Genomic DNA, 25,938 nt, shown 5'->3' with positions numbered 1-25,938 from the left:
TGCTGATCAATCCGGCGCATCCGGAGTTTTCGAGGATCCAGACAAGTCTGCACCAACCCGTCTATTGGGACCGGCGGCTGTTTGGGACGTGACGGGGAGGGCTTTGTGTCGACTACAACCAAGGCTTTGATGGCCATCGCAGGGGATCCAGATCAGCATTGCCGGCGGCTATCTGCGTGTGCTGGCCAAAAAAGCAACAGCAGGGAATTTCCATACCGCCCATGCTTGTGGCGGCGCTCAAGGCTAATGGCGCGACAGTGAGGATGACCGCATGAGTGGTACCGGGATTTGCTGAGGAGGCTTAGGCTTTAATCCGCGGATATGGTGATGGATCTGTGGCTGCAGCGCTTGTCGGCAAGAACACCGTATGCGAGGATCGAGGACATGAAGAACGAAGACGACCGAGAGCCGACATCCGATGAAACCGCCGGGATGGTGTGGTGGAACTCACTTGATGAGGCCGATCGCGCGGCTTGGCTGGCGCGAGCCGGCAGCGCCGTCGCCGCCGATGCATGGATGGCGTATAAGCGGCTCGGAGATGTCGAGCGTCAGTCGCGGACTTTGAACTGACGAGGGTCCCCGCAGCAGCGACGAAGTTTCTCGGATCCAGGTCACAATGACTGGTTCTGCGACGAGGCCAGGCCTTCGGGCTTGAGCCGTTTCCCGACTACGACTCCGTCCGTTGAGCACCTCCCCTTGGTGTCCACTCATGCAGGCGCTCAAGCTGGTTCGGCTCCGGACTTGAAAGCGATCGAGAAATGCCATATCTTCTGCACATAAAATATGACAATTTATGTGGTGAATGAGCTGCTATGGGCCAGGCACCGAAGTTACTCGTGCAGAATGAACCTCTCGTCTTGTCCTATATGGACCGCAACGGGAAGATCGCGATCGAGCAGGTCGCGGACGGTTTTGGCATGTCCAAGGGCCAGCTGGCTCAGACCGCCGGTCTTGCTCGCGAGACCCTCTATCGGTCGGAGCGCAGCCGGACGGTAAGGACACAGGGACGTCTGCGGGAAATGCTCGAGATCATCAGCCGCGTGATGGATTGGGCGGGCGGCAAGGAACAGGCGATGGCCTGGTATCGGGCCCAGCCGCTTCCGGCATTCGGCGGACGCACGGCCGAAGCGCTCGTGAAGGATGGAAAGGCCGCTGCGGTGCGTGACTACCTCGATCACATGGCCGTTGGCGGCTTTGCGTGAGGTTTGCCGGAACCTGCTACAGAGCGCACGATCCACGTTGGGCATTCAAGCCGACTTCCGGTGATGGAGCGGCGATCCGGGGTGCACGATTCAATCCCAAGGGTGTGCCGGCGCTTTATCTGGCGCTGACCGTCATGACAGCGGTCAAGGAAGCCAACCAGGGTTTCGCGCATCGGATCGATCCATGCGTGCTGTGTTCCTACGAAGTCGATTGCGACGACATTGCGGACCTGACGACAGGGCAGGCGAGGGAAGAATTCTCCGTCACGCTCGAGGACATGGCCTGCGCCTGGGCGACGGCTCTCGGCGATGGCGATCGCCCGGCGTCATGGTCCATCCATGACCGCCTGCGGCCGCAAGGCATCGCCGGCATTCTGGTGCCGAGTTTTGCTCCCGGTGCCGAGACGGAAGATCGCAACCTGGTGCTTTGGGACTGGGGTCCGCATCTTCCGCACAAGGTAACTGTATTCGACCCGAGTGGCCGGCTGCCGAAGGACCAGCTGTCCTGGCGATGAAGCACTCGCGAAGGGCAGGGGCGTTTTCGGCTTCGATCGTCAGCGCCAATCCAAGGCCGGGGCGACGCATCGAGGGCATCCCTTCCCTCGCCAGGTCGCGTATCGTCGTTCGTCGGTCAGCAGACCGGCCAAAAACTGGCGCCGATCGAACGGCAGCACCGTCTCAAGCGCATCGAGCCCCTCGGCACGTCTTGGTCTTGGGAAGCTGCTCTTTCACGGGCGTTTCCGTCTGGCGTTGGCGCCCCGAACAGCGTTGGCGCCCCGAACTTGCGGAAAGCCCGCAAACCCCGTATATTCCGGAAGAAGGAGTTCGCCAATGACCACCACCGTCACCGCCGCCGCCGTCTCGAAAAATTTTGGCGCCTATCAGGATGCCGCCGTCCGCGACCCGGTCATCATCACCAAGAACGGCCGCCCGCGCACTGTGCTGCTGGCCTACGAGGATTTTGTCCGGCTGTTGAAGCGCGACCGCCGGGTCGAGCTGACAGCGGAGCTCAGCGCGGACGAAGTCGCCGCGGTCGAAGCCTCGGAAATGGAGCCGGGTCTTGACCATCTCAACGACGAGCTCTCCGGGTCAAAGGGCCTGACGGCAAAAGATGCTGCCGGCTGAAATCAAGATCGGCCACGTCTTCCGTTATTCCTACCTCTGGCATTGGCAACACCGCGAGGGCCGTGAAGAAGGCGACAAGGACCGGCCTTGCCTGGTGCTGGCGCTGGTCGCCATGCAGGAGGACGGCTCGCCGGTCGTCCGGGTCCTGCCGATCCCCCACACGCCGCCGTCCGATCCCGATGATGCCATTGAGATTCCGGCTGCGGTCAAGCTGCGCTTGCGGCTTGACGGCGAGCGGTCGTGGATCGTTTTGACGGAAAGCAACCGGTTCGCCTGGCCGGGGCCTGACATCCGGCCGCTGGAGACAGAGAGCGGCTATTATGGGCCGCTGCCGCCAGCGTTGTTTGCCGCGGTCAAGCGCCAGTTTGTCGCCATTGCGACAGGCCGGGCGCACACGAGCACGCCGCGCACGGCGTAACGCCGGCTGGCGGTGCGGCATGCCGGGCGGCGTCAGGGCAGGGGCAGTCTCCATCAAGGCGTCTTCCAGGCGGGTTTCGCGGGGAGGGATCTTCAGAGCCTTTGGTGAGGTCGACGCGGAACCGATCGCGCCACCGCCGATCTCGCGCTGCAGCTTCGTGTCCAAGAGCCAACTGAGCTTCAGCACGGGTCCTGCCGTATATGACGGCGACGGGACCAGGTTTCAGAAATTCGCGTTCGAGGGCCTGGGCGAGATTGACTTCATCGTGGCTGGTGCCGAGCTTTGCTTCCGGTGCCGAGACGGAAGATCGCAACCTGGTGCTTTGGCACTGGGGTCCGCATCTTCCGCACAAGATAGCTGTGTTCGACCCAAGCGGCCGGCTGCCGAAGGACCAGCTGTCCTGGCGATGAAGCACTCGCGCAAGGCAGGGGCGTTTTTCGGCTTCAATCGTCAGCGCCAATCCAAGGCCGGGGACGCACCGAGGGCGACCAGATCATGCCATCAGGCCAGGAAATCAACGGCAGCTGTGTCGTTCTTCTGGAACCCTTCTCCTGGACGGGCGCCCAGGATCGTTCGCGTTCGGCCCAACCTCTTCGAGCCAGAGATCAGGAATCCATGGCCCGGCAAGGTGTTTGCGACGATGCCGCTTTGACGCAGAACATCGACTTCACCGGAGGACTTCCGCAACTTTGCGCACATCGAACGGATCGCCCAGGATCGCCATGAGTGGCTGGTGTGGTGAGTGACGGCAGGTCAGGTGCTGCGAGAGCTTGGTCGAAGGGACGAGGCAACCGGCCCCGGCCCGCGCTGGCCGCTGGTCGATATCGAAAATGATGTGCTCGGCAACACCTCGCGCTTGCCGATGGCCCGAGTTTCTTTAAGAACGAGGCCTCAGACGATTATCCGCGCTGCCCGCCCGAGCGTGCGTTCGGCATCGTTGTAATAGTTCGACGCCTGCTGCACCGAGCGATGCTGCGACTGCTGCATGGCTTCAGGCAGCGGAATGCCGCGGCGAGCGGTTTCGGTGAGGTAGCCGGAGCGCAGGCCGTGGGCGGAGAAGGCTTGCGGGTCAAGCTCGGCCTCGGCGACGCGGCGCTTCAGGATCAGATTGACCGCCTGCGGCGTCAACGCCCGCTTATCGAGGTTGCCCCAACGGTCGATGCCGCGAAACACGGCGCCTTCAGTGATGCCGGCGCGCTCCATCCACAACCGCAGCACCGTTACCGGCCGGCCAACCAGCAGCACGTAAGCGTCGCTGTCGGCTTGTGTCGTCTTCGTCCGGCCAAGCCGGATCGACAGGCACGGGAGCGTTTCGGCGTCGGGATCCTTGGGGTCGGCCGGCACCGGATCTTCCTCGACCAGCTGTTCGACGCGCAGAGCAGCAATCTCGCTGCGGCGGCGGCCGCCGGAGGCAAAGGCGGTGATGAGGAGGGCGCGGTCGCGCAAGTCGACGAGCCGGTCGCCGGCGCAAGCCTTCAGGAGGGCGGCCAAAATGTCGGCGGTCACAGCCTTCTTGCTCTTGCGGCCGCGCGGGCGGGCGCTGGCGCGCACCGCCAGTTTGATGGCACTCTGCAGCCCCGGCCCATTGAACTTTCCCCTCATACCGCGCCATTTGGTCAGCGTCGACCAGCTCGACAGCCGCCGGCGCACGGTGCTGGGGGCGTGCGGAGCGTCGACGCGCAGCAGCTCGGCCGACTTCAGCGCGGTGGCTACGTCCTCGGGCATGCCGTGTGTTGGGTCGGTTTCGCGCTTTGCGGGATCCCACAGATGATGCGCCACGAATTTGATCAGCAGCGCCTCGGGCGCCGGCCAGGGCAGCGATAGTCCGGTGGCGGCGAGCGACCAGGCCTCGAGATAGCCGAGGTCGGAGGCGAGTGCGCGCAAGGAATTTGCGCCGATGCCTTGCTTGGCCAGGTGACGCAGGGTTGCGACGTCGTCGTCGGTCAGCAGTCCGGCCAGAACATCGCGGCGGTCGAAGGGCAGGACCGAGTCCAGGGCGTCGAGCGCTTCGGCCCGCCGCCCGACGCCGGCGGGCTTCGCTACGCCGAAGGGTGGGGCCGCGGCTTCAGCCATTGGCGAGAGGACCGAGGATCTCGACGCCTTCGGCCCGTGCCGCCGCGACCAGCTTGCGCTCCAGTGTGGCGAGCGGAAGCGTCCGCTCCATGGCCAGTGACAGATAGGCGGCATCATAGGCGCTCAGCCCATGGCGTGCCGCCAGCGCCAAGACAGGCCCGTCCCCGCCCGTTCCCGCGTCCTCGAGCGGCAGGCGACGCAGCCGGCCCATCGCCGCGATCGCCTCGCCCGCGGCAATGCGGCCGCGGCGTTCGGCCATCAGGACGATGCTGCGCGCCTCGTGCCAGAACAGCGACGGCACCGGGCCTTGTGCGGTCAAAGCGCCAATCAGCGCTTCGGCCGCCTCGCTGTGCTCCTCCGGAAGCAGCCAGGCGGCGGCAACGGACGTGTCAAGGACGAACACCATCAGAAGCGATGGCCTTCATGCTTCCAGGCCAGAATCTCCTCGGCGGTGACCGGCTGGGCCCGGGCCCGCGCGGCGCGGACTTCCTCGATCAGGGCGCCAAGGTCGTTGGTCTTGGGGATTCGGCTCAGTTTGGCGATCGGATCGTTGCCGCGCGAAATGATGACCTCCTCGCCGGCTTCCACCTTGGCCAGCAGGTCGGACAGGTGCGTCTTGGCCTCTCCGACCTTGACGGTGATGGTCATGGGTTTCTCCTGGGGGCATAGCGCTCTCGTCGAGCGGAGCGTGGAACGGTACGACGATCGGCAATTTGGACGACGCTAGCGCGATTTTCGGCGGTTGGTCAAGACTTGGTCTTGTCACTATCGATAAGAGGTCATTATCGATAGTGATGTTTGTCCCTGAAGAAAGACGATGTAAGTCCAGTGAGACCCTCACTAGCTTGACCAATGCGAATCAGCCATCATGAAAACAATGGCTTACACGCTCGACAAACTGCCCCTGGAAACCCTGATCGGGCCGGTTGCCCGCGCGACCGAGGTTTTGGTCCGCCTCGACGAGCGGGTCGCCCGTTCGCCGGTGCGCGACGGCTTTGTCGAGCGCCAGCATTTTGCCGACGCGGTTTCCGCGCTCTGGCTCGAGGGCGAACTCGTCCACCTCGAGGACCTCGTGCTGCACGACGCCCACATGGACATCCGCACCCCGACCCACGAACTCACCCGGGCGCACGCGGTGCTGCGAACCCGCCGGCGGATTTTTGCGCAAAAACCGGATTGGGCGCTCAGCCGCGACGGTTTTTTGGCGCTGACCGGTCGCGGCGGCGCCATGCCGGCGGCGGGCCAAAAAAGCCGGGACGGGGAGGGGGCTGCAACTGCCTCTGTGGAAGCCGCCGATCGCGATGACGCCGAGGCCGATCTGCTGGCCGAAGAATTTGCCGAGATCGATGCCGTCCTGGCGCGCTCGTCAAAGCTTCTGAGCGGCGCCGACGCGCGGGTGAAAGCGGCGCGCCCGGACGACCGGCCGGAGCCGCAAAACGGCCTGATCTACGACCTCGACTGGAATGAAGAAGAACGGCTGGCCGAATGGCAGGCTGTGCTCGCGGAAACGCGGGGGCAACCAGTCATCCTGCGCGCTGCGGTCCTGCTCGAAGCCTGGTCGGACATCGAGGTGCTGCAGCATGCCACATGGCTCGGGCCGCTGCTCGTGGCTGCACTGCTGCGGCAGGAAGGGCTCGCCGCCCACCATCTCGCTTGCCTGCATCTCGGCGCGAAGAACATTCCGCGGGAGCGGAGGCGGGCGCGCAGTCGCGGCGATCGGCTGCTCGCCTTGCTCGATGCCATTCACGACGCAGCAGTGGCTGGCCTGAAGGAACATGACCGTCTCGTGCTGGCAAAAAGCCAGATGGAGCGGCGGCTGCGCGAACGCCGCGCCAGCTCGAAACTCCCCGGCCTGGTCGAGCTGGTGCTGTCCCGGCCGCTCGTCTCCACCGGCATGATCCAGGAGCGGCTAAAGGTGACAAAGCAGGGGGCGCTCAACCTGATCGGCGAGCTCGGTCTGCGCGAGATGACGGGGAGGGGAAGGTTTCGCGCCTGGGGAATTGTTTAGTCCGCAGCCATTCGCTACTAACTTTACGAAATTATCGAACTTGACGAACTTGCGACCTGCAACCATATATTGGTGACAGCAGGAGGTTGTCACCATGGCCGCTCCAAAACGCAGCAATCATAGCGGGACCGCATCCCATACAGGAGTCGCCGCCCTGAGCTTCACCACAAAGCTTCCGGCACAGGCCGATTTCAAGAAGGTGTTGCTCGAACGCTATCAGGAAGCGATCGCACGCAGCCGCAAGATCGGCCACCGCGTATCGTTCCGGGTAGAGGTCGATCCGGCGGCCGATGCGCAGACGATCACGCCGGTCGAGGAGCAACCGGTCGATACCTTTCCCGTCGAGGACACGGGCAAGCCCGATGCCGAACTCGAGGCGGCGCTTGCCGGAGCGCGCGCGCGTGGCCGCAAGCGTGTCGCCGAAATTGTCGCCGGCGAGGACATGTTGAGCGCGGATGCCTTTGCCAAGCTGCTTGGCACGTCGCGCGTGACGGTCAACGCCAGGCGGCAAAGCGGGCAGGTGCTCGGGATCGATGGCGCCAAGCGCGGATTCCGCTTTCCTGTCTGGCAACTCGACAGGGACGGCCGACCGTTCGGGACATTGCCGGCGCTCCACGAGACGCTCGGCAACAGCGCCTGGGCGGTCTATCGGTTTCTGGTGTCGCGCCATGGCGCCCTCGATGGCCGGAGCGGCCTTCGAGCCCTTCAGCAAGGCGATGACACCTTGGTGTTGGCCGCGGCGGAAGGCCTGGCCAGGGGCGATTTCGACTGAATGCCCGGCGTTCCACCTCCACTCGATTTCGCGCGCGCAAAGCTCGAAATCGAGACCATATCGCCGGGACGGACATTTGGCCGGATCTACTGGAGCACCTATCCCGATCCGTTGGGGTGGGGGAAGTCGCCGAGCCGGTTCAGCGATCCTCGACGCCGTCTTTACGCCAACCGGTTTGGCGTTCTTTACCTCGGCGACTCCCTGAAGGTCTGTTTCCTCGAGGCGGTACTCCGCGACCGCCGCGAAGGGCTTGTTGATGATCTTCCGGTCGATGAGACTGAACTGACGCAGCGGCACTTTGCGGAGATCTCGACCACAGCAGACCTGCGCCTGGTCGACCTCAGAGGCGACAATGCCGTTCGGATGGGTGTGCCGACCGACGTCGTTCGGGCACAGCGCCAGAACCTGGCACGCCGGTGGTCACTGGCGTTTCACGAGCACCCATCTGAGCCCGACGGGATCATCTATCCCTCGCGCCTCAATGAGGCGACCAATCTTGCCATTTACGATCGCGCGGTACCGAAGCTTCAGGCGAAGCGTGTTGTGACCCTTCTCGGCGCGCCAGGGCTGGCTCAGGTTCTGGAAGATTTCCGGGTGGGATTGGTGTGAAGATTTATCTCGTATCCGTATCGCTTGTCAAAGACGCTGTAGTGCCAGAAACGTCCACTAAGCCGGAGCAACGCAACGACCGGTGTGGGGCCGCAAATTTGCCTATTGCCTCAGCGCCGGGGGATGCCCGCTTACGGTGCCACGGACGAGAGCCTCGTTTAGATCGCGCAGCGAGGTCGTCTGCCTAGTTCGACGCTCTGCCTATCTCCCATCGGAGCTCGATCCCGCCAAGCCCTTGGGCGGCGGTTGGGTTCATCGTGCCGGCGCTGACCGTCTCCGGGGCGTTGAGCTCGACCTGCATGATCCTGGGGGTCGAACACATAGATGCGATGCGCAGCAGCTGCACAATGGTCAAAGCACCGACGGCTGCCCCAACGAACGGCACGGCGGCGCTGGCCTCGGCAAGGCTAAAGGTGCCGCAGCCGTCATATTTCCTCGCGTGCTCGCGATAGGCGGGCGTTTCAAGGATGACGTCGATGTTCTTGGGTTTCGCGGCATGAGCCCATAGCCCTTCGGTGTCGGCCCCCTTTGGCACCACTCGAATCTGGCCGATCTCGAAGTCGAAGGCGCCGTGCCCGACACCGGCATCGATCATGAAGCTGTGGCCCGCTTTGGCGATCGCCAGCCGCGCCGTTGGCTCATCAAGGCTGGTTAGTACCACCGGTGGGTCATTGTTCGTCGGTTGCAAATCGCCATAGTTCCGGCGCTCAAGCAACGAGGTGGTCCATCCTGCGGCTTCAAGCCACCGCGCAGCCACCCGGGTCTTCTTGTTCTCCTTCTCGAAGTCGAGCAACTGCGTCACGAGGCCCGTGCCGACGTTTTCTTCGCCGACAGTCTGATCGTCCTGAAGGATTGCATGCGTACCCGCGGCGGGAAGAAAGGCTAGGCTCCACAAGAAGCCCTGACCGACATGCCCCAGTCCCACCAGCCAAAGCGAGCGGGGAAGTATGAGTGCCGTCGGCGGCTGCTCGGGTTCGCCTCCCTGCGACCAAGGCTGCCAGAGCGAGATCACGGAACGGCGATTGACTGAATGACGGCGCCCAATCGCGTTAGCAAAAACCTCGCGCACGGCGAGCGCTCCAGCAAATACCCCCGCCAATGGGTTGCCGAATTTGCCGCAAGGATCGTCATCCCAGCCGGGGATCACACCAGCGCTCCAGCCGTCCCACCAGCATCGCACGAAGGCCCCGGCTGCAGGGGAGTCGCCGACTGCAACAATGTGCGTCACGCTCGACGGCAGCAACGCGGAGACCTGGGCTCCGCAAGCGTCTGCGACCGCAAAGAGATCGTTCCCGAGGGCCAGCCTGGCCTCGAGGGCAATATCGTGCGGGCAGACAAGCGTGGCCTTGCCGAAGCTCTTCACGGCGGTGTTGAGAGCGGTGACTACAGCGGCCTGTGCCGCGGCGGAGGCGATCCCGCCACTGTTGGTAACTACGGCAACGTGCACGGCATCCAGCGCGGCCGCCGCCTGGTCGAAGTCGCGCTCGCTACCCGCGGCATCGGTGATTACCTTGGCGATGCGCGAGCGGCGGAGATCGGGGATCATTTCGGCCTCCTGAGCTCGAGCAGCGATGCAGCGGCATGGGAGTGGTCGACCCACTTGCCGTTACCCAAATACTCATACTGGCCAATGCCGCCGGGGATCACCGAACCGGCAGCGAAATCGGGAAGAATAAACGCGAAGTGACCACCGCGTGGCATGACCGGGTCCGCCTGGTCGGAAGCACTTTGCCCATAGTGAAATGGGTGGACGTGCACGTCCGCGACGACGCGGTATCGACGCTCGCGGCAGATCTGCCACAGGCGCGGCAGCTTATTGCCGTCGAAATGGACGATACCGCTATCGAGGGCGTGCGGATCGAGATCGTCGTAGTAGACGAACGCACGGATGATCTTGGGTCCCTTGTCGCGGGTCTCGCCGATGAGGAAGGCGCCGCTTTCTCGTCTCCCGCCAAGCGTCCGGAGCTTCAGTTCCGAAGCTCCCGCCAACCATACGGCCTCTTCGCAGACAATGCGGGGCTTAGGCCGCCCTAGCAGCCAGCCAAAGAGCCTGTTCAGAAACGAGGGCATAGAGCTGCTCCATGATGAAGGTGATTGCCCGGTTCCGGTGCCAGGCTTCGTCGGGACGCTTCCGCCACCAGTCATTGTGCTGGGCCGCGCCGCGGTTCCAGGCGCGGTAAATGCCGCCGTCGCTGTTGCCGTCGCCCCAGGCTTTGAGCGCTTCGACGAAGCCCGGGGCGCCTGCACTGGGTGCTGCGGGGCGAGTGCCGTGTTGCGGATCGTCCGCATAGGTCCAACGCTCGACATAAGGGCCAGGATCAGGGAAACCCGTGCACTCAAGACGAAAGTCGTGGGTGAAGATCTCGGCCTGACCAGTCATGACCCGGATGCGCACGACGAGGTAGGGCCAGGCAACCGCGAGAATCTCCCAACGGCCCTCGTCGACGCCCACGAGGAAACGAACCGAGTTCAACTGGTTGATCAGGGTCTTCTGTGCAGGCGTGATCTCGACCTCAGCCATTGGTGAAGTCCTTGAGGGTCAGGTCTAGCGTCAGCGAGCAGCCGGGGTGCTTGATGTAGATGCCGAGCATCGCGTCCTTGGGCAGGGGCTGATCGGCGTCCGGCAGCATCAGATTGGCCTTCGCCGCGGTATTGTCGTCAAGGTTGAAGCCACGCTTGCTGACCGCCCACTGCAGAACGCGCAGGATGGTGACCGCTGGCGAGAACTCCCGGCTCTTGGTGTCGCCGTCGTAGTTGACCTGAACGGCTACACGGCGGCACCGGTGAACCAGGATCGAGATGGCGCGGCGATCGCCGATGCCCGTCAACGTCTCCTCGTTGTCGCGCTCGAACAAATGGGCTTTTTCGAAACCCGGCTTGCCATGAGCGGCACGCAGGATGGCATCCAGATCACCGGCTTCAATTTCGAGGTCCAAGTGCTCCTGCAAGTCCTCGAACTCAAGTTCGACACGGACCCTGTGGCGATCGTCAGAGCCACCTTCGTTGTTGGTAGTCATTGCAATTCTCCGCAGCGCCCCGGAATCCTTGCACGGGAAGGGCGGAGCAAAATCCCTTGGTCCCGACACTTCTGCGTGTTATTCCCACTTCTGGGAACGTTGATTCTGATATGGCACGGCACGACGTCGAGTGCAACAGTCGTCCCACATTTGGGAACCTTTTTTGCGATGGAGCCGCGATTGCCATGAGGCTGATGGGGATTTCGAGGTTGCACGAACTTGCGCGTCGTGCCCGGGACGGCCTCGATGGAGCCGTACCGGCACTGGTTGCCGAGCTCGAGGCAGGGTCCTGGCGCTCGATGGATCAAATCGCTGAGTTCTACCCGTCAGCCGTCATCGACGGCATCAAGGTCCGAATCCTACTCGACGGTGGCTATCGGATCGATCTGCTCGCTGACTGCGAGGCGCAGATGGTTCTCATTGAATATGCGGGCGCGACTATGGGGCACGCGCTACGGGCAACACAGGGAGCAAGGTGACATGACGGTTCGACCTATACGTACGCATGAGGACCACCAATCGGCACTCAAACGTGCCGCGGCGCTGTTCGGGCGTAAGAGCCCAAAGGATCGCGACGAGCTCGAAGTGCTGCAAGCCGTCATCGAACGATGGGAGCGATCACAGCATCCCGTCGAGGCAGCCACGCCTGCTCAGGCGATCAAGTTTCGCATGGCACAGACAGGACTGTCACAACGCGATCTGTTCGCATATCTCGGAAGCAAATCTCGAGTATCCGAAATACTCAACGGCCAGCGACAGCCAACGGTTGATCAGATCAGAGCACTGCACCAGCACTTGGGCATTCCAGTTGCTTCGCTGATCGGCTCGTTCAAGCACGAGCCTGCGACGGGTGCCTCGAGCACCTCGATGGCGGCGGAGGGGAAGCTCCGGAAGCTTGGCGTGATGAAACCGAAAGAGAATCTCGCTGGCTTCTTATCGCGTTCGAAAGCTTCTACCCCTGCGGTCGCCATGTTGCGCAAGACCAGGACTGAACGTACCAATGCCAAGACGGATTTGGCTGCGCTAGAAGCGTGGTGTGCGACCGTATTGATGCGCGCTGAAAAAATCAAAATCAAGAAGAGGGATATAAGTGATCCGGAAAAAATTGCCAGACAACTTGCACAGATAAGCATATTTCCTGACTGGAACGATCGTATTTTTTCTGAGCTACATCGAATTGGAATAATATTAGTTGTATTGGAACATATGCCAGGAACATTCCTCGACGGTGCTGCGATGTGCCGGGGAGACGGTGTTCCAGTGATAGCGCTGACCCTTCGCCACGATCGCTTGGACAATTTCTGGTTTACGCTGTTGCATGAGTTTTCTCACGTGGTTTGCCACTTGAGCTCTGATCGGCAGGTCATTCTGGACGATTTGGATGTGGCGAGTTCGGAAGCCATAGAAGCGGAGGCGGACTCGTTTGCACGGAACGCTCTTATACCTCCTGCCATATGGAAGCGGATCGACAAGGACAGCAGCACGGAGGAGGTGTTGGAAGCGGCTCAGAAAGCTGGCGTGCATCCTGCGATCTCCGCCGGCCGCTGGCGGTTCGAGCATTCGGACTATCGCCGCTTTTCCAAGTTGATCGGTCGGGGTGAGGTGAAGACCGCGCTTATGCGGGGCTAAGCCACGATGTCCTAATGGCACAACCACGACTGCAGCGGGTTCGCTTGGGATGTCGGCTAACGGGAAGCGGCAACGTTGGGTCAACTTCTGACATTGGGCCCGAAGTGGCGTTTCTGCCAGTAAGCGCTATGACTTGGAAGGTGCATTCCCGGCAATCGGTGATTTATGGCGGGCCACAGACGATAGTGATGATGACTAGGATCACGCCACAGCAGCATGACTGTTCGTTCAGCCGAACCGCTGTTTTGCGTAGTCCGTCACCGATGCGCCGGACAATTCCGTCGTCGCATTGCCACCGCGCACGAAAAACCGTTGCAAATTGCCGTCCTTGAGAAAAGCCGCTTTCGGCCCCTTCTCACAACGGATTGCTAGAACCCGTGCGCCATTTTCATCCTGAAAATGGGGGTGAATGTAGGGCAGGAAGACCTCACCAATCCGATCCTTGACCAAGTTGACGAGGTGCAGGCCGAGCTTATCCTCAGACTGGAATCCATCGGCATGAAGACCCAAGATTTCCCCATTGTCGGAGACGCCGATCAACAGCGTCCCTCCCTTGGCATTCAGGAATCCCGCGATCGTTTTAAGCGCGGATATTTGAATCTTGTCATCGACTTGCCCGGTATGGAGATTCATCCGCAGCGTCGACTTGAATTCCACCGCGCCCGTTTCGCCGCCCGTAATCAGATCAGCGATGGCGACCGGAGCGACAGTGCTGATGGGCGAGGACCCGACGGTCAGCAACTCCCAGGCCTGACGGATCACATCGGCCATCCGAACCCTGCGCTGCACCAGAAATTCGTGGTAGGGCAATTCCCACCACAAAGGCGGCAGGGCGTGCCAGCCATAGAGACGGTCACGCTCTTCGCCACTCATAGCGTGATCGAGCGGCGGCACATAATCTGCAGGCGGCTTCTTGCCGATCTTAATGTTCGCGGGCCATTCGACGGCGGCGAAATTGGCAATCTGATTGATTTGTTTCAGATCGACGATACCCGTCTCTTCCAGATAGCCGCGCGGGAAAAGGTGGTGCTGTTCGAGCGCAGCCTTGGTGCCCTTCACTGCCGGATCGACCATCGCGGAGATCTTAAGAGGGCTATAAAGCACATTAGCGTCCAGCTTGATCAGCGCGGCCTGATAGGCGAACAGCGACGGACTGCGGGACGCCGATGTGGCGAGTTGGCTTGGCAGGGTGATCGTCCAGTAATCGCCTGTCAGGGTCGTCGTGCAGAGTTCACGCAACCGCGCCAGAAACGCCGCGCCATCGGGCAGATCACGGATCAGCGACAAATCGCTCTCGAACCGTGTCTCGGGCGAGTTGGTGTATCGCCCCGTCAGCGTCGCCATGAAGAAGAATTCGGCGATGGTCTGGCGCATCAGCACACGATCGACGCCATAGTCGCGCAGTCCTATGAGATAGAGGACGTAGCTGAAGATGATCGTCGTCCCCGAGCTGATCATCTTCTCGCTGCGATAGCCCGCGAGCTTCAGCGCATCCATGAAGTGGTGCCAGTTGGCGAGGTTGAGCGCCGCCTTCTGGCCATCGCGCATTAGGGCGAACTGGGCGTCGCGACGTTGGGGATCGTCGAGCCCTGTCTTGGCGTCACGCCCCCGCAGGGCACTATAGACATTCTCCAGGCGAGCGCGCTTGAGCGACAGGCCGACAGTGGCGCGGATCATCTGATCGGGTGAAGGCTTGATGAAGTGATTGAACGGGGACGCCTGCCCATCCGAGGGTCGCGTCGCGGCCAGTGCGAAGGCTTCCAGCTCGGCGCGCCCTTCGTCCCAGAACACTGACATCAGCGTCATTATGAAATCGGCCTGATTGAGCGCCTTGCCCTTGCCGTTAATCCGCACAAACACTTCTGCGATCGTTTCCTCGTCAACGGTGGAGGAAAGGGTCAGTGCGACAAAGCTGTATTGCACAAGGTTGCGAAGGTGATCGATCGCTTCCTCGATCTTTTCGGCTTCGTCGTCGGATATCTCCCGAACGTCACGAAGCCGCTTCAGGAATTCCTTGCGATAGGCGCTCGGCTTGAAATCCGATTGCCATAGGATCGAGATATCCGGGATGAATGCCTTGTCTTTGCGGATCGCGGCGTCAGCGACATCGAAGCGGCCGGACAAGGGATTGAAGGCAATCTGGATGCGTTCCTTCTTGAAGTTGGCGCGCAACACCTCGACGCCCTTGACCACCGCATAGAGCGAGGTCAGCCGCTGCTGGCCATCCACGATCGCCAGCTTCGGGGCGGCTTGGGCGTTCTTGGTGCCGATTCCCTTCAACCCACCGTCGACGCCCGTTTCCCAGAACAGCAGGAAGCCTGCTGGGTAGCCCCGATAGAGCGAATCGAACAGATCACGGACGTTGACGTTCGGCCAGACAAACGGGCGCTGCAATTCGGGCAGGCCGATCTTGCCGAGGTCGATATCCTCGATCAGCGCCACTAACGGATAATTGCTTGTCTTAAACAGCGCCACCATCACCCCCATTACCTTGTCGAGCTGCATGGAATCAGCAGCGACGATCTTCAATCAGCTATAGTCCAAGAATCCGTATGACCTCTAGCTGCGTGTGCGAAAAGCCTGCAGCAGGTTTCGACGAGTGTTGAGCCAGCTGCTATTCCTCATAATCCCAATCTGGATCGAGTGTGTAGAAGCGGCTTGTGTATGGAAAGGACTGCACCTCGACGGAATCCACGACTGGTTCGCCGTTGAAGTTGCGATTAAATTTGACTGTCACTGGAAAGACAAGTGCGTCTTCTTGCTCGACTGTATGGACACCCAGGTCGACGTAGTCTCTATCGGCATAGTCAGGGGCAAAAAAGCGGACCGAAACCGAGATATTGATCTGAGCCGAGACGTTGATCGATATCGTGATGAATTCGTTGTCCGAATTCAGAACCTTCAGCTCGGCTGGATCCGCAACGCTCCAATGCTGTGGGACGGCGTCCACCTTTTCGATCTCATATTCGTGGGTTGCATCGCCTTCGATTTCGGGTGGTGAAGATTCGAAATACCAATCCATTTCGCCTTCGATAGCCTCATACATCGCTGGAGCTTGGCCGTTTTGGAGCAGCAGCAGGACTTGGCTGGCAATCTCGTGCGCGACGTGAGGGCTAAAGAGGTCCAGAGCCGTGCTCAGATCTTTCACGCATATCAGTCTCTCAGATTCATCGGCAAAGGCCTGCCATCCCCGGTCATTGCTAACGACCAAGACTTTCGTGTTGTGGACCGCCGCCCAAGAATGCAAGCTCATCACGGTCAGGGCGTCGGGAAACTCTGACTTCTTATTTGCGGTTTCTCCGAAGGGTGGCGTTGAACAGAAATATCGGCCAATCAAAGCCGAGACATCGACGTTCCCATTGAGTGGCACCACCTGGACCGCCTTGAGCTCGGCAAACTGGCCGTAGAACTCACTTGCAAAGGCGGCCGGTTCCTGGATTAATCCCGTCATATTCAAAATGGCTTGTTTGTCGATGGAGCGCCGCCAACCTTTCGAACTCTCGCGGATTGCATTTATAAGTTTTTGCTTAGAGTCCGAGGCCGCCTTGTTGATGTGGGCTTTCACCTCGCCAATGATCACTTCCGACAACAGAAACGCGACGTTAGTCGCCTTGAATTGCTCCAAACCTTCGAAGGCCTTTGCGTCCAGGTTGCACGCGTGTCTGTCGAATGCCGTCGTGTCCAACGAGATCGCGCCAATGCGTCCATGGACGATATCATCCTTGATCACTTCTTCATCGAAAACGGGCATCTATTTTCCTTCGGGTTTTGCCTTCATGGCGTCCCAAGTTGAGGCCAGGATGGTAAGGGCGTCAGTCTTGTGAGCCGCGATGCAGCGTGCGTTTCACAGATGAGCGCCACGCGGCTTAGTCGAGTAGCAGATTGCAATCGGACAGTAGCCTATATTGTGCGAGCAATTGGGCCGGCTCGCATCGGCAAGTCCCGCTCGATTAGTTGCTAAAAGGTCCTAACCACAGACACTTCGCCGTTCTCGATGAGAAGATCATAGTCGTTGGGCTGCCTGAACCCGGTCGGGAAGTCCTTGGGGATTGCCGAAACCGCGAGCCTGAAGCCCGATGCATCGAGCCAGCGGATGCGCCTTTCGGAGCGCACGGGAATGACCGCATAGCGCCTCGCCCGGCCATCAGTCCCGGCGAGGTCGGCCGTGATCGGCGTACGCCTCGCTGCAGCGGCTTCGGGGGGCCTCCGAGCCATAGACCATGCCAGTAATTTGCTCGGATCGATCTGGTCCTCGCCGCTCGGATCTTCGATCACTTCTTCAAGCCATGCGAGATATTGCCCGCGCATGCCTTCAGCTTCAGGCCGCGATTTCGCGATGCCGAGCGAGAGCGCAAAGGCGACAAACGGATCGAGCGTTCCCCAGCGCAGCAGCTCTTTTGCCCAAAATGCGTACCATGGAAGTCCGGTGACATCCTTCCAAGTGTCGATCGTAGGTGTATCGAACGGATCATCGGTGCCTTGCGACCACGCCCGCGCAACAACAGCGCCGATTGCAACGCCCAGGCGAAATTCGAAATTGTCCGAGGTGAAAATCTGCCAGGCGCGAAGATCTTTCGGCTCGGGCCCTGCAGCGCCCGGCACCGCCATCCACCAGCTGAGCACTTCGTGCCAGTTGGCGTAAAGAGTGCGGCCCATTTCTGTGTCGCGGATAGAAAAGCCATAACCACCATCATCGGCAACCGCTTCCCCGAGCGCGATAAAGACCGCAAGGCGCGCTTGTGGGCGCATCGTGCCGTAGTCTACAGTCTGCTGTAGCTGCTCGAGAATGGTCCGTGCGACCAGATCGAAGCGTCTGCCGACGTGGGGGGCGTAGCCGTAGTCGTAGAGACGCTTTCGCTCTCCCGCATCAGGATAGATCGTCTCCACCATCCCCCGCCCTCGCTTGATAAAGGCCTTCTCCATCCATTCTTCGGTCGCTAGCGCGGCTTGCGTGAATGTTTTTTGCCAAAGTTGCACGAGCATTGCCTCGCTATTGGCCGGGGTTGCTGTGACCGCACTTATGGCCTCAGTCTCCTCGACGGACGCCAGGATCATCGTGTCGAGTTCGTCGAGTCGATCGGCAAGCCGCGCCGCAGGCGTCGCGCGCGCCTGGCCGGCATCGGCTGAAACGGTCGCAGGCGCAGTCACTTCCAGCCAGCGAAGGAAATCTTCGTTGTCGTTGACACCAGGCAGACGCAGAGCCTGTTGCCGAATAGCGCGGAGCAAGACAGCAAGCGGACTTTTTGTATTTCCATCGCCCGCGGCGTCCGCCCTCAGTCTTGCGATGAGGCTGTCGTACTCATTGCGCCGTTCGCGCACTTGCCTTCGATGCGTGCCAAGTTGCCCTGCAGCTGTCGTGGATGGTGCTATCGGAAGAGCGACGAGCGTAAGCCCTTCCATTCCTTTCGCGGCGCCAGGCCGGCCGGCCCGGCCTGAGAGATTGCGGAACTCCGCCGCCGACATCGGATACTCGGTCGGGGTTTGCGTCGCGACGTCAAATATAGTTCGCTTCAGGACGGGAAGGAAAATCATGTCGAAGGGCAGGTTGACGCCTTCGGTGAGAGTTGCTGTTGCGACAGTGATCGGGCAGATGGAGCGGTCGATGAGAGCTACCATCAGCCGCCGTAGCCGCTGCGGCATCTGGCCATGATTGGTTGCAATGCCGCGGTCAAGAAGGCGGAGTTCGTGGGAGTTCTCGCCGCAATAATCGATGCAGACCGTGCGCGCGTCGGCAAAGAGCGCCGCATCATCGCCCTCTGAAGGAGGGACGAAAGTCGGGATGTCCTCCCAACCCGCCAAATCGAACGCCTCGGCGTACCAGCCCATCGTCTGTGCGGGACGCTGCGAGATCGAGATTAGGATGCGACGGTCGTCACCTGCGAGGTGCAGCGCCGTCCACAGAATGCTATTCTGCGTAAAATGCTATTGCGGATGCCTGAAAGCGGCTCCGGCATTGGATCAATCTTAAGCGGAATATAAACGTCACCGCGGCCCCGCACGCCGAGCCGATGGTCGTTGACCCGGTGCAACTCGATGCGGGGCGATCCCTTGCTCACCTCGAGCACGCCGATAGCCTGGCGAGTACTGCGATAGTTCGACCCGACCGGCTGCGCGTCGGGATCAGATTCTATCCAGCGGGCAACGGGTGCAGCCGCGCCCCCTGCAACTGCAGTCAGCGCAATGCGGACGATGTTCGGTTTGCGCAGCAGCAGGCGAGAGATAAAGCTTTCGAGCCGGATCGCCCGATTCATATGTTCGGCAAGGGCATTGCGCTCGCGCTCATTGTCTTCAAGAACGACCTGATGGGCCTCATCTACGATGAGTAATTTGAGGCGCGCTAGCAGCATCGGGCCCAGATAGCGCATGAGGGCATCGGCCTTCTCAACCGTCGCGATGAGAACAGTCGGTGAGTCGGACGTCAGCCATGCATCGGTGATTCCCCAGTCGGAACCGCCGTAGAGCCCAGTCACCACGAAGTCGCGACTCAGCTCGCCAGTGAGTTTCGCTTCGACTTCGCCCGCAAGTGCGCGCGATGGCACGATATAGAGCCCAAGCGGTGCAAGGCCCTCCTGATCGTCTCGCAGGATTAGCAGCTCCTTGAGGATCGCTAGATTGGCGACAAGCGTTTTGCCCGAGCCCGTCGGCGTGCAAAGGGCGAAGGACGAGTTGTTGAGGAGCCGTTCTATACCCTGCTTTTGCGACTGCCATAGAATGCCCCGACCACGAGCATACTGCCGCCTTGCAAACTGGTTTACATCCAGCAGTCTTTCGGGATTGAGCAAGCCCAGTTGCCGCAAGGGTTCGTAGATCGTGGACGTGCCGAACCGTTCGCAGGCAGAGCGCAGAAAGAACGCGAGCAGCGCAACATCATCGGGCGAGGTTCGAACGAGAAGGCGCTCGACATCTCGCAAACGATCGAGTGCAACCGAGAACCTTGCGGTATCGCCCCGCCGCAATGTCTGCGCTGCAAGGCCGATACAGCGAACAAGCTCGATGGTGCCGAACCATGTGACGCTTTCTTCGGTACCTTCACCGAAGAACTTCTCGTCAACGCCTCGCAGCGTTAGGTCGCGGTTATCGTTCCAGAACCCCGCAACGCGGCGGAGCACGGCGTCGAAATCGGCCTTCAGAAAATCGGCAAAGAGCCGCGATCCCCGGTCGTCTGGGACGACTTGACGAAGCAGTCCCGAGGCCATCGCCGGCAGGCCACCAAGCTGGTAGCAACCAGCAGCAAACAAAGCGGTCGGAATTTCTTCGCCGATCTTGTCTCTCGCTCGTGCGAGCCATTCCAGCAACTCGCCGGCCCTTCGGAACGCGAGTGTCGCTTCCTCGGGACTTCCCTCGCCGACGGTCGAAAGCACCTTGCCAGCGCGGATCAGGAACCGCGCCTGCTGGAGGATCGTGTTGGAATCGTTCTCGCTCCATTGAATTGTCTCAACATCCCAATCCGTTTGCAGGCACCGGACAAATGATCTCGCCTGCAAAGCACTGAGCGTCCTTTCCTGAGCAAGGTCGTTCTGGATGGCGCGGGCAAGGTCGAGCCGGTCCTGATCGAACTCAGGCAAGAGCAGCCTCCTCTGCCCAGAGGCCTGCATAGATCGCGTTGATCAAACCGTCGCCGTCCGCGATGAGCAATTCGACTACTTGAAGGTCGCGGCCAGCCTTATACTCATCCGGCACAGTCTCCCAGGGGAGGAGCGCCTGACCGGGGCTTCGGCTGGCGGCGGGGCCGCCGGCGAGAAGGATCATATCGGTGCGCTCGACGGGATCGGGATTGCGCCGCGCAAGGATGCGATCGAGCGAGGCAATAACCTTGGCGAACTTATCGGGCTCGCATTCCTCCAGGATGGCGTGGAGTTGCTCCAGGCCGAGCGGCACGGGAAGCGCCCGATTGACCTCATACCAAACACCCTTGCCGTTGTGGATTCTCTTGGTCTTGTCAGCCGGATCGTCAATCTTCTCGCCGAGCATGACGGTGTTCACGACCGATGGGGACCAAATCCCGCGCCACTTGGCCTCGCCCGCAATGAAGCGCGTGACGTTGTCTTCTTCATCGACCACAATCGCGATGAAATCGTCGCCTTTGCGCCCAAGGACCTCGCGTGTGCGGGTCGGGTCTCGGCTGAGAGTGTAGATATATTGACCTGCGTCCTCATGATTACGGAAGAGGAAGACGGGGATCAGGTATTCGTGCTTGCCAACGAAGTCGTAGGTCTCCGACATCATCCCCGACATCACCTCGCCGAAGAGACCTTTACGAGCGGTCAAAGGCAGTGACGCAGGATATTGGGCGTCGCAGCCGGCATCGCTCGCGTCCGGATGGAGGTTGATGCGAGCGAGCTTGTGAAAGCATCCCCTCGCGTCCAGATGGGCCGATTCAAAATAAGGGACAAAATCTCTTTGGAGTTTGGCGTCTGACGGCTGCCTCTCTTCAAGAAGCAAGTGACCGTAGTTTCCGAACTCGCTCGGATATTCGCTCAGCCAAGCATTAAGCGCTTTTTTGGGAGGAGGTGCGGTATGCATAAGGCCTGTTCTTATATGACGTTTTTTTGCAATTTAAGCAAAGCACTAGAGTTACGCTACTGCACTATCCCGTTATACAAGAAAATCTGGATACTGGCAGCCGTTGGAGTTTCTTCTTCGATAGGCACAAATCGGCACGACCGCGACGTCTTGGATGTTTACCCGCAACATCAGTTTTTGGCATTTCGCTACGCCTTCGGCAACGGCCGAGACGAGGCGCAAAGCGGGACTCGCCGCTTTTGGTCGCGATCGACTTGGTTTGCGCGTCACATCGCTAGACGTTGTAAAGCACGCCGACGATTTTCCGAGCGCCAACGACCGATGGAACCCCGCATCCCGCCTTTCCAACAGAAAGGACCTGAGACGATCCCATCCCGCCTATGCTCTCGAACAGCCTGAGATGGGAAAGGTCGCCAGGAAGTGCCGACCCCACCCGCTTGAAAATGCTTGATCCGTCATCCAGGAAAAGGGCAACGAGGGCGTCCTGATGATGCCCGAGGGTATCGAGTTCGATGTGATCCCCTCCAAGGACGACTTGCTTGTCCAGTGCGAGCGGCACCGCACTTTCATCGACCACGCGGAAGGCGACTGCGATCCGCTGTAACTCTCTGTTGACGTCAACAGCTACGGCCTCTTCTGGGCCATGATCGACGCGCACCCTGTGGTCGAAAATGATCCCGACAACTTGGTGAATTGCCGTTTCATCCTCGGGTAGAAAGACGGTTTTAGGATTGCGGATGCGCGGGTCCGGCGTCTCGGCAGTAAGGCCGATTAATCCGCCATTTGCACTGCGAACCAGCCGGCGCGCAAAAATATCCTTGCCGTGACGAGCGATCACAAGCCGCCGGTCCGCGCTTGGTGCTGCGATGGACTTAACGATCGCAAGACTGCCAGCGGGTGCCGCGAACCCGAAGTTGGCCCGCCTGAGATAGTATGCGACGCAGCCCTCAAGAGCGCGCGAATCCAGAATCTCTGGTTCGTCCTGAGTTCCCGTAGCCGCCCGGTGCCGGGTAAAGGCCGCCAAGTCAGGACAGATGATGACCTGCGGTGTGGAAAGCGAAGTAAAGTCGATCGCAGCTGGCGCCTCAAGCTTCTGCTTCGCTTCTGGGGCGTCCCGCCGGCGCCAGCGATAGCATTCTTCACGCATGTCCTCGGCAAGTTTGATCAGATCGACCAATTGGCTAGCGCATAACGCGACCTCTCCAGCAGTGATGTCTAGGCGACGTCCGTGATGGGCCTTGTTCATCAAGGCCAACACCGGGGAATTGTCACCCAACGCGGGGTGTTCAGTGAAACGCCTGAAAATGCCTGCGCCAAACATCCCGACCGATCCGGCACGCGCCAATGGGCGCATCCGCTGCACCAAATCGGCGAGCGTGGGATTCGGCGTAGCCTTCGCCCAGGATGAATGGGCCGGATCCTCGAACATGTCCCCAAGCTGCGCCTCGAGGAATACGCGACATCCATCGGCGAACTCGCGTGCGGGCTCTTCTTCATTTGGGTCGGCATCAAAGCGCTTCTTGCGATCAAGCAGGACGGAATGGGGTACGATCGTCCTGACGCGGGGCTGCAGCCGTGTCGCGGGATGCACCGCAAGATGCTCAATTCCGCCCGAAAGCTGGATTTTGGCAACTCGGCTGCTGAAGCGGGGATCATAGGACGTAACGATGACCTGGGCCCCCCCGCTCGCCAAGTTTCCGAGTGCGGCCGCCAGCCGTTCCCGGTTTTCGTCGTCAAGCAGCTCCTGGGGATCGTCAAGCACGAGAGTGGTCAGACCGCCACGCTCCTTCAGCACGTGCTGCCAGAAAGCGAAAAAGAATGCGACCAAACTCGCCCTTAGGGCCGACGCGTTCGTGACATGTTGGGCTGGAGCCGCGACACCTCCTGCTTGGACGACGAGTTCCAATTCGCCTTTGCGGCCCATGTCGGTATCGACGAGTTGGTGAGCCGTATCGGGAAAAGCGCCGAGATAGATCAGATGCCGCCATGCGGCGGCGTCAGTTCGAAGGATTTTGCGAAGCTGGTCGACTTGCCTGTCAGCCAGTGCTCCCAAATCAGCGAGTTGGCTGAGCGCCGTGCTTGCCGTCGCGTAATTGGCAAGCCGGATTTCAGCTGCCCGACGCGTCGCCAAGTGCTTCGAGAGCCGTGCACACTGGGTTAACGCGTCCGATATCGGCTCGGCTGCTTTGACGATGTTTTGAAGTTCCAACAGCTTCCCGGTAAGGGTTAGCTTCTCTGCAGGCTCTCCTTCCTTGGGCTTGCGCCCGAGTACGCGGGTGAGGACGTCCTTTGCCAATGCATCGTTGTTCTGGCGCCAACGGGCAAAGCGGATTGCCCGGTCAAGCCGCTCCAAGGCCAGTTGAAGGTCGCTACACCCTGCTGGCAAAGCGATGGCGGTGGGACCATCCAATTCCGCGCGATTCTCGAATACGCCATCGAGGCTCAAGGCCGTGGGGGACTTCAACTCGCCAAGAATGCCCGAAAACGGTGCGAACGAAAAAGCCTCTTCAACGAGCGCTTTTCTCAGAAGGTCGCACGGATTTGACGGCAAGTCCGTAGTCAACTCAGCGCGAAGCGCCTCGGGTAACGAGCGCAACATATTACCATGGGCATTTGCCGCCCAATGGGCAAGGGTTTGCGACAAGAGGTTAGCATTGGAAGCAGCCCCGGCTAGGTGTTGTTTGACCGGCTGACCCGTCACAGGGTCGACGGCATGTGAATGATCGCCACCACACACGACGCACCGGTCTTGGTCGCGTGCTGGGTCCGGATGATCCGTCATCCAGGCCTTGATCCGCGCATACAAGCGCGTTCGTGCTGCGCTTGATGGATTTTGCGCCAGTTCCTGGAGGGTACGCGCTTCCGTCAGAATGGCAGTCAGCTTGTCTTCGGCACCGCCGAGCTGGTCCGGGGTCAGTTTGCGGAGGTCGGCGAGTCGCGCGATCGACTTCAATGTTTGGGGCTGGCTGAAACGCTCGAGCGCGCGACCGATGTTATCTTCGAGGTCGGAACGCAGTTTTGGATCGGCGGGATCGAAACGCCCGCCAAGGATCTCTTTCGCGGACTCAAACGCCGATGCCTTTGCGTCGTCGAAGTGCGCCTTGATGGTCTTAACCTTTTCCTCAATGGCCTTGTCGTCCGACGGGACTGGCACCGCCATCGGCGGCTCAAGCCCAGCATGGGTCCGCAAGATTTTTTCGAGGTCGCCTTTGGCAACGTTGTAGTCGGCGTCCGCCTTATCGCGTTCGCTGCGCTTAGCCTTAACGAGGTCTTTGTCAATTTTGGTTTTCGCGCGGCGCGTATGTGCGGCAAGGTCCACCAGCGCAGATAACCCTGTAAGCTCTGACACTGCGCGCCCCAATTCTGACTCGGATCCCAACCGAATGAGCGGGAGTAGGGCTGGCATGACGGTGCCGATGCGAAGTGCGATAGGATCGACCCCAAGCGCGGATAGATCGGGTGGCAACTCCTTCAGCTTGCCCTGAAGCGAGCGCGTTATGCTTCGGCGGATTGGGGGAAGCTCCACGCCGCCGTCATCAACGAAGGTCAGTTCAACCCATGTATCTGCGAGAACCCAGTCCTTGTCTGGCCGGTACTCGTCCAGGAGTGGCATGGGTGTCAGTGAGGACAATTTGTGCGTTGTCCGCTCGTCCTCCGCATTGCCTATCCAGCAATCAAAGTCCTCCGGGTTTTCCGGCTCGCGCTGCGGCCGAAGCATCTGACCGGTGAGGGTCCAGATGACCGAATTGAGCAGGGAGGTTTTGCCGGATCCGTTCCGCCCTTCGAAGAGCGTGATTGGGGACCAGAACTCATGGACATAATTCTCCGGAGCCGCATCCGGTGTCCCAAACTTATGCAGGCCGGCGAACCGGTGGGCCTCAACCCTCTTCAGCCGAAGGCGCCGATTGTTCGCGTTCGCGGGCCGCGAGGGCAAGGCCTTCACGGCAGGTGGCGGTTGGGAAATCGCGTCCACGAGTTCTTCCGCATGCAGGGAGCGGACATCAGCACTCCAGGTCGCCGGGCCACGATTTTGATACCATCCCAACGCGCTACGCGTTGCAGTATCAGGCAAAGAAAATCTGCGCGCGCCTTCAATGAGAACTGGGACGCCTGTAATCAAATCGGCAACTAACGAGTCTATTGTGTGCAAATGCAGCGCACGAGCATTTAGCCCGTCGATGTTTTCGTCTGACCCTTCTTGCACCGGAGACGCCTTCACCAATGGTGTTGAGGTAGAGAGAGTGTGTGACACTAGCGAAATAATTGTCCGGTATCAGAAAATTTTGCCTTCGAGGGGGCGCCTGCCAACAACTTTGCAGTTAAGCGAGTCCTTTTTGCGCCAGTCCGCTTCTTGTCGGTTCCGGCCAGCGTGGGGCTTTTGGAAACAGTCGTGAGAAGCAGCGCTGGTTCGCAAGGCGCTCCACTACAATCTCACCCTGACCGTAGTAGCATGCATTCCCCTCGGTTAGTTGCCTTCAACTTTAAACAATGCGGCACGACGGCGACGTCGATCAAAAGATCGGCGCTAGCTTCGCGGAAGGTGATCAAGATTCCCCCGTACA

At 60.5% G+C, this 25,938-nt stretch carries 23 protein-coding genes and 1 pseudogene; 11 read left to right on the top strand and 13 right to left on the bottom strand.

Annotated elements, in window-relative coordinates; genetic code table 11:
- Nucleotides 1–327: 327 nt before the first annotated feature.
- The 6 genes and pseudogenes from NKJ90_RS24295 to NKJ90_RS33590 form a co-directional block, all read left to right on the top strand.
- Nucleotides 328–570: a hypothetical protein gene (locus NKJ90_RS24295; protein ID WP_352487055.1), complete on the top strand. Its 243-nt coding sequence runs from the start codon at nucleotides 328–330 to the stop codon at nucleotides 568–570.
- A gap of 242 nt (nucleotides 571–812) precedes the next feature.
- Nucleotides 813–1,202 (top strand): antitoxin Xre/MbcA/ParS toxin-binding domain-containing protein, encoded by a 390-nt coding sequence (locus tag NKJ90_RS24290; protein WP_352487053.1) that lies wholly within the window; start codon nucleotides 813–815, stop codon nucleotides 1,200–1,202.
- On the top strand, nucleotides 1,199–1,717 hold the full coding sequence (locus NKJ90_RS24285; protein ID WP_352487051.1) for an RES family NAD+ phosphorylase: 519 nt from the start codon (nucleotides 1,199–1,201) through the stop codon (nucleotides 1,715–1,717). Before NKJ90_RS24290 ends, NKJ90_RS24285 begins: the two co-directional genes overlap by 4 nt.
- 316 nt (nucleotides 1,718–2,033) lie before the next feature.
- Nucleotides 2,034–2,327 carry a type II toxin-antitoxin system Phd/YefM family antitoxin gene (locus tag NKJ90_RS24280; RefSeq protein WP_023762664.1) on the top strand — a complete coding sequence of 98 codons (294 nt, stop codon included), beginning with the start codon at nucleotides 2,034–2,036 and terminating at the stop codon, nucleotides 2,325–2,327.
- Nucleotides 2,314–2,745, top strand: a complete 432-nt coding sequence (locus NKJ90_RS24275) for a plasmid maintenance toxin (PemK-like) (RefSeq protein WP_352487049.1) — start codon at nucleotides 2,314–2,316, stop codon at nucleotides 2,743–2,745. The genes NKJ90_RS24280 and NKJ90_RS24275 overlap by 14 nt, the downstream gene beginning before the upstream one ends.
- Nucleotides 2,746–2,984: 239 nt before the next feature.
- Nucleotides 2,985–3,155, top strand: a pseudogene (locus NKJ90_RS33590) (RES family NAD+ phosphorylase); the annotation flags it as partial.
- A 481-nt stretch (nucleotides 3,156–3,636) separates the two neighbouring features.
- Here the strand turns inward: NKJ90_RS33590 and NKJ90_RS24270 are convergent.
- From NKJ90_RS24270 to NKJ90_RS24260, 3 genes are read right to left on the bottom strand one after another with little or no spacing between them, the layout of a single operon-like run.
- Entirely contained in the window at nucleotides 3,637–4,818 is a 1,182-nt protein-coding gene (locus tag NKJ90_RS24270; protein WP_352487047.1) for a tyrosine-type recombinase/integrase, read from the bottom strand.
- Entirely contained in the window at nucleotides 4,811–5,227 is a 417-nt protein-coding gene (locus NKJ90_RS24265; RefSeq protein WP_502904942.1) for a type II toxin-antitoxin system VapC family toxin, read from the bottom strand. The genes NKJ90_RS24270 and NKJ90_RS24265 overlap by 8 nt, the downstream gene beginning before the upstream one ends.
- On the bottom strand, nucleotides 5,224–5,466 hold the full coding sequence (locus NKJ90_RS24260; protein ID WP_023762657.1) for a type II toxin-antitoxin system Phd/YefM family antitoxin: 243 nt from the start codon (nucleotides 5,464–5,466) through the stop codon (nucleotides 5,224–5,226). The genes NKJ90_RS24265 and NKJ90_RS24260 overlap by 4 nt, the downstream gene beginning before the upstream one ends.
- 229 nt (nucleotides 5,467–5,695) lie before the next feature.
- On the opposite strand from NKJ90_RS24260, the gene NKJ90_RS24255 reads away from it, so the two are divergent.
- The 3 genes from NKJ90_RS24255 to NKJ90_RS24245 all read left to right on the top strand — a co-directional run bounded on the left by NKJ90_RS24255 (nucleotide 5,696) and on the right by NKJ90_RS24245 (nucleotide 8,207).
- Nucleotides 5,696–6,826 carry an RHE_PE00001 family protein gene (locus tag NKJ90_RS24255; RefSeq protein WP_352487043.1) on the top strand — a complete coding sequence of 377 codons (1,131 nt, stop codon included), beginning with the start codon at nucleotides 5,696–5,698 and terminating at the stop codon, nucleotides 6,824–6,826.
- A gap of 94 nt (nucleotides 6,827–6,920) precedes the next feature.
- Nucleotides 6,921–7,598: an XRE family transcriptional regulator gene (locus tag NKJ90_RS24250; protein WP_352487041.1), complete on the top strand. Its 678-nt coding sequence runs from the start codon at nucleotides 6,921–6,923 to the stop codon at nucleotides 7,596–7,598.
- Nucleotides 7,599–8,207 (top strand): RES family NAD+ phosphorylase, encoded by a 609-nt coding sequence (locus NKJ90_RS24245; RefSeq protein WP_352487040.1) that lies wholly within the window; start codon nucleotides 7,599–7,601, stop codon nucleotides 8,205–8,207.
- 184 nt (nucleotides 8,208–8,391) lie between these two features.
- On the opposite strand, the gene NKJ90_RS24240 is transcribed toward NKJ90_RS24245, so the two are convergent.
- Genes NKJ90_RS24240 through NKJ90_RS24225 form a run of 4 tightly spaced genes read right to left on the bottom strand, consistent with a single transcriptional unit; the run spans nucleotide 8,392 to nucleotide 11,224 of the window.
- A complete protein-coding gene (locus NKJ90_RS24240; protein WP_352487039.1) occupies nucleotides 8,392–9,753 on the bottom strand; it encodes a BilD N-terminal domain-containing protein in 1,362 nt (453 codons plus the stop codon).
- On the bottom strand, nucleotides 9,750–10,196 hold the full coding sequence (locus tag NKJ90_RS24235) for a hypothetical protein (protein WP_156940789.1): 447 nt from the start codon (nucleotides 10,194–10,196) through the stop codon (nucleotides 9,750–9,752). Before NKJ90_RS24235 ends, NKJ90_RS24240 begins: the two co-directional genes overlap by 4 nt.
- A 31-nt stretch (nucleotides 10,197–10,227) precedes the next feature.
- On the bottom strand, nucleotides 10,228–10,728 hold the full coding sequence (locus tag NKJ90_RS24230; protein WP_023697864.1) for a DUF7665 family protein: 501 nt from the start codon (nucleotides 10,726–10,728) through the stop codon (nucleotides 10,228–10,230).
- A complete protein-coding gene (locus NKJ90_RS24225) occupies nucleotides 10,721–11,224 on the bottom strand; it encodes a hypothetical protein (protein ID WP_352487037.1) in 504 nt (167 codons plus the stop codon). The genes NKJ90_RS24230 and NKJ90_RS24225 overlap by 8 nt, the downstream gene beginning before the upstream one ends.
- A gap of 209 nt (nucleotides 11,225–11,433) precedes the next feature.
- Here NKJ90_RS24225 and NKJ90_RS24220 point away from each other — a divergent pair, with 209 nt between their 5' ends.
- Entirely contained in the window at nucleotides 11,434–11,703 is a 270-nt protein-coding gene (locus NKJ90_RS24220) for a hypothetical protein (protein WP_352487035.1), read from the top strand.
- A 1-nt stretch (nucleotide 11,704) separates the two neighbouring features.
- Complete coding sequence (locus NKJ90_RS24215) at nucleotides 11,705–12,853, top strand: helix-turn-helix domain-containing protein (protein ID WP_352487033.1); 1,149 nt, start codon at nucleotides 11,705–11,707, stop codon at nucleotides 12,851–12,853.
- A 228-nt stretch (nucleotides 12,854–13,081) separates the two neighbouring features.
- Here NKJ90_RS24215 and NKJ90_RS24210 read toward each other — a convergent pair whose 3' ends face one another.
- The 6 genes from NKJ90_RS24210 to NKJ90_RS24185 form a co-directional block, all read right to left on the bottom strand.
- A complete protein-coding gene (locus NKJ90_RS24210; RefSeq protein ID WP_352487031.1) occupies nucleotides 13,082–15,382 on the bottom strand; it encodes a GmrSD restriction endonuclease domain-containing protein in 2,301 nt (766 codons plus the stop codon).
- An 85-nt stretch (nucleotides 15,383–15,467) separates the two neighbouring features.
- Nucleotides 15,468–16,604: a PIN domain-containing protein gene (locus tag NKJ90_RS24205; RefSeq protein ID WP_352487029.1), complete on the bottom strand. Its 1,137-nt coding sequence runs from the start codon at nucleotides 16,602–16,604 to the stop codon at nucleotides 15,468–15,470.
- A gap of 206 nt (nucleotides 16,605–16,810) precedes the next feature.
- Nucleotides 16,811–18,679, bottom strand: a complete 1,869-nt coding sequence (locus NKJ90_RS24200; RefSeq protein ID WP_352487027.1) for a hypothetical protein — start codon at nucleotides 18,677–18,679, stop codon at nucleotides 16,811–16,813.
- 29 nt (nucleotides 18,680–18,708) lie between these two features.
- Nucleotides 18,709–20,418, bottom strand: coding sequence for a DEAD/DEAH box helicase (locus NKJ90_RS24195; RefSeq protein WP_352487026.1), 1,710 nt, complete (start codon nucleotides 20,416–20,418; stop codon nucleotides 18,709–18,711).
- A complete protein-coding gene (locus NKJ90_RS24190; protein WP_352487025.1) occupies nucleotides 20,411–21,376 on the bottom strand; it encodes an aminotransferase in 966 nt (321 codons plus the stop codon). The genes NKJ90_RS24195 and NKJ90_RS24190 overlap by 8 nt, the downstream gene beginning before the upstream one ends.
- 274 nt (nucleotides 21,377–21,650) lie before the next feature.
- Nucleotides 21,651–25,580, bottom strand: coding sequence for an AAA family ATPase (locus tag NKJ90_RS24185; RefSeq protein ID WP_352487024.1), 3,930 nt, complete (start codon nucleotides 25,578–25,580; stop codon nucleotides 21,651–21,653).
- Between the last annotated feature and the right edge of the window lie 358 nt (nucleotides 25,581–25,938).

The sequence above is a fragment of the Mesorhizobium sp. M0051 genome, from assembly GCF_040323235.1.
Lineage (GTDB): Bacteria > Pseudomonadota > Alphaproteobacteria > Rhizobiales > Rhizobiaceae > Mesorhizobium.
This window is presented reverse-complemented; position numbering and strand designations above follow the sequence as displayed.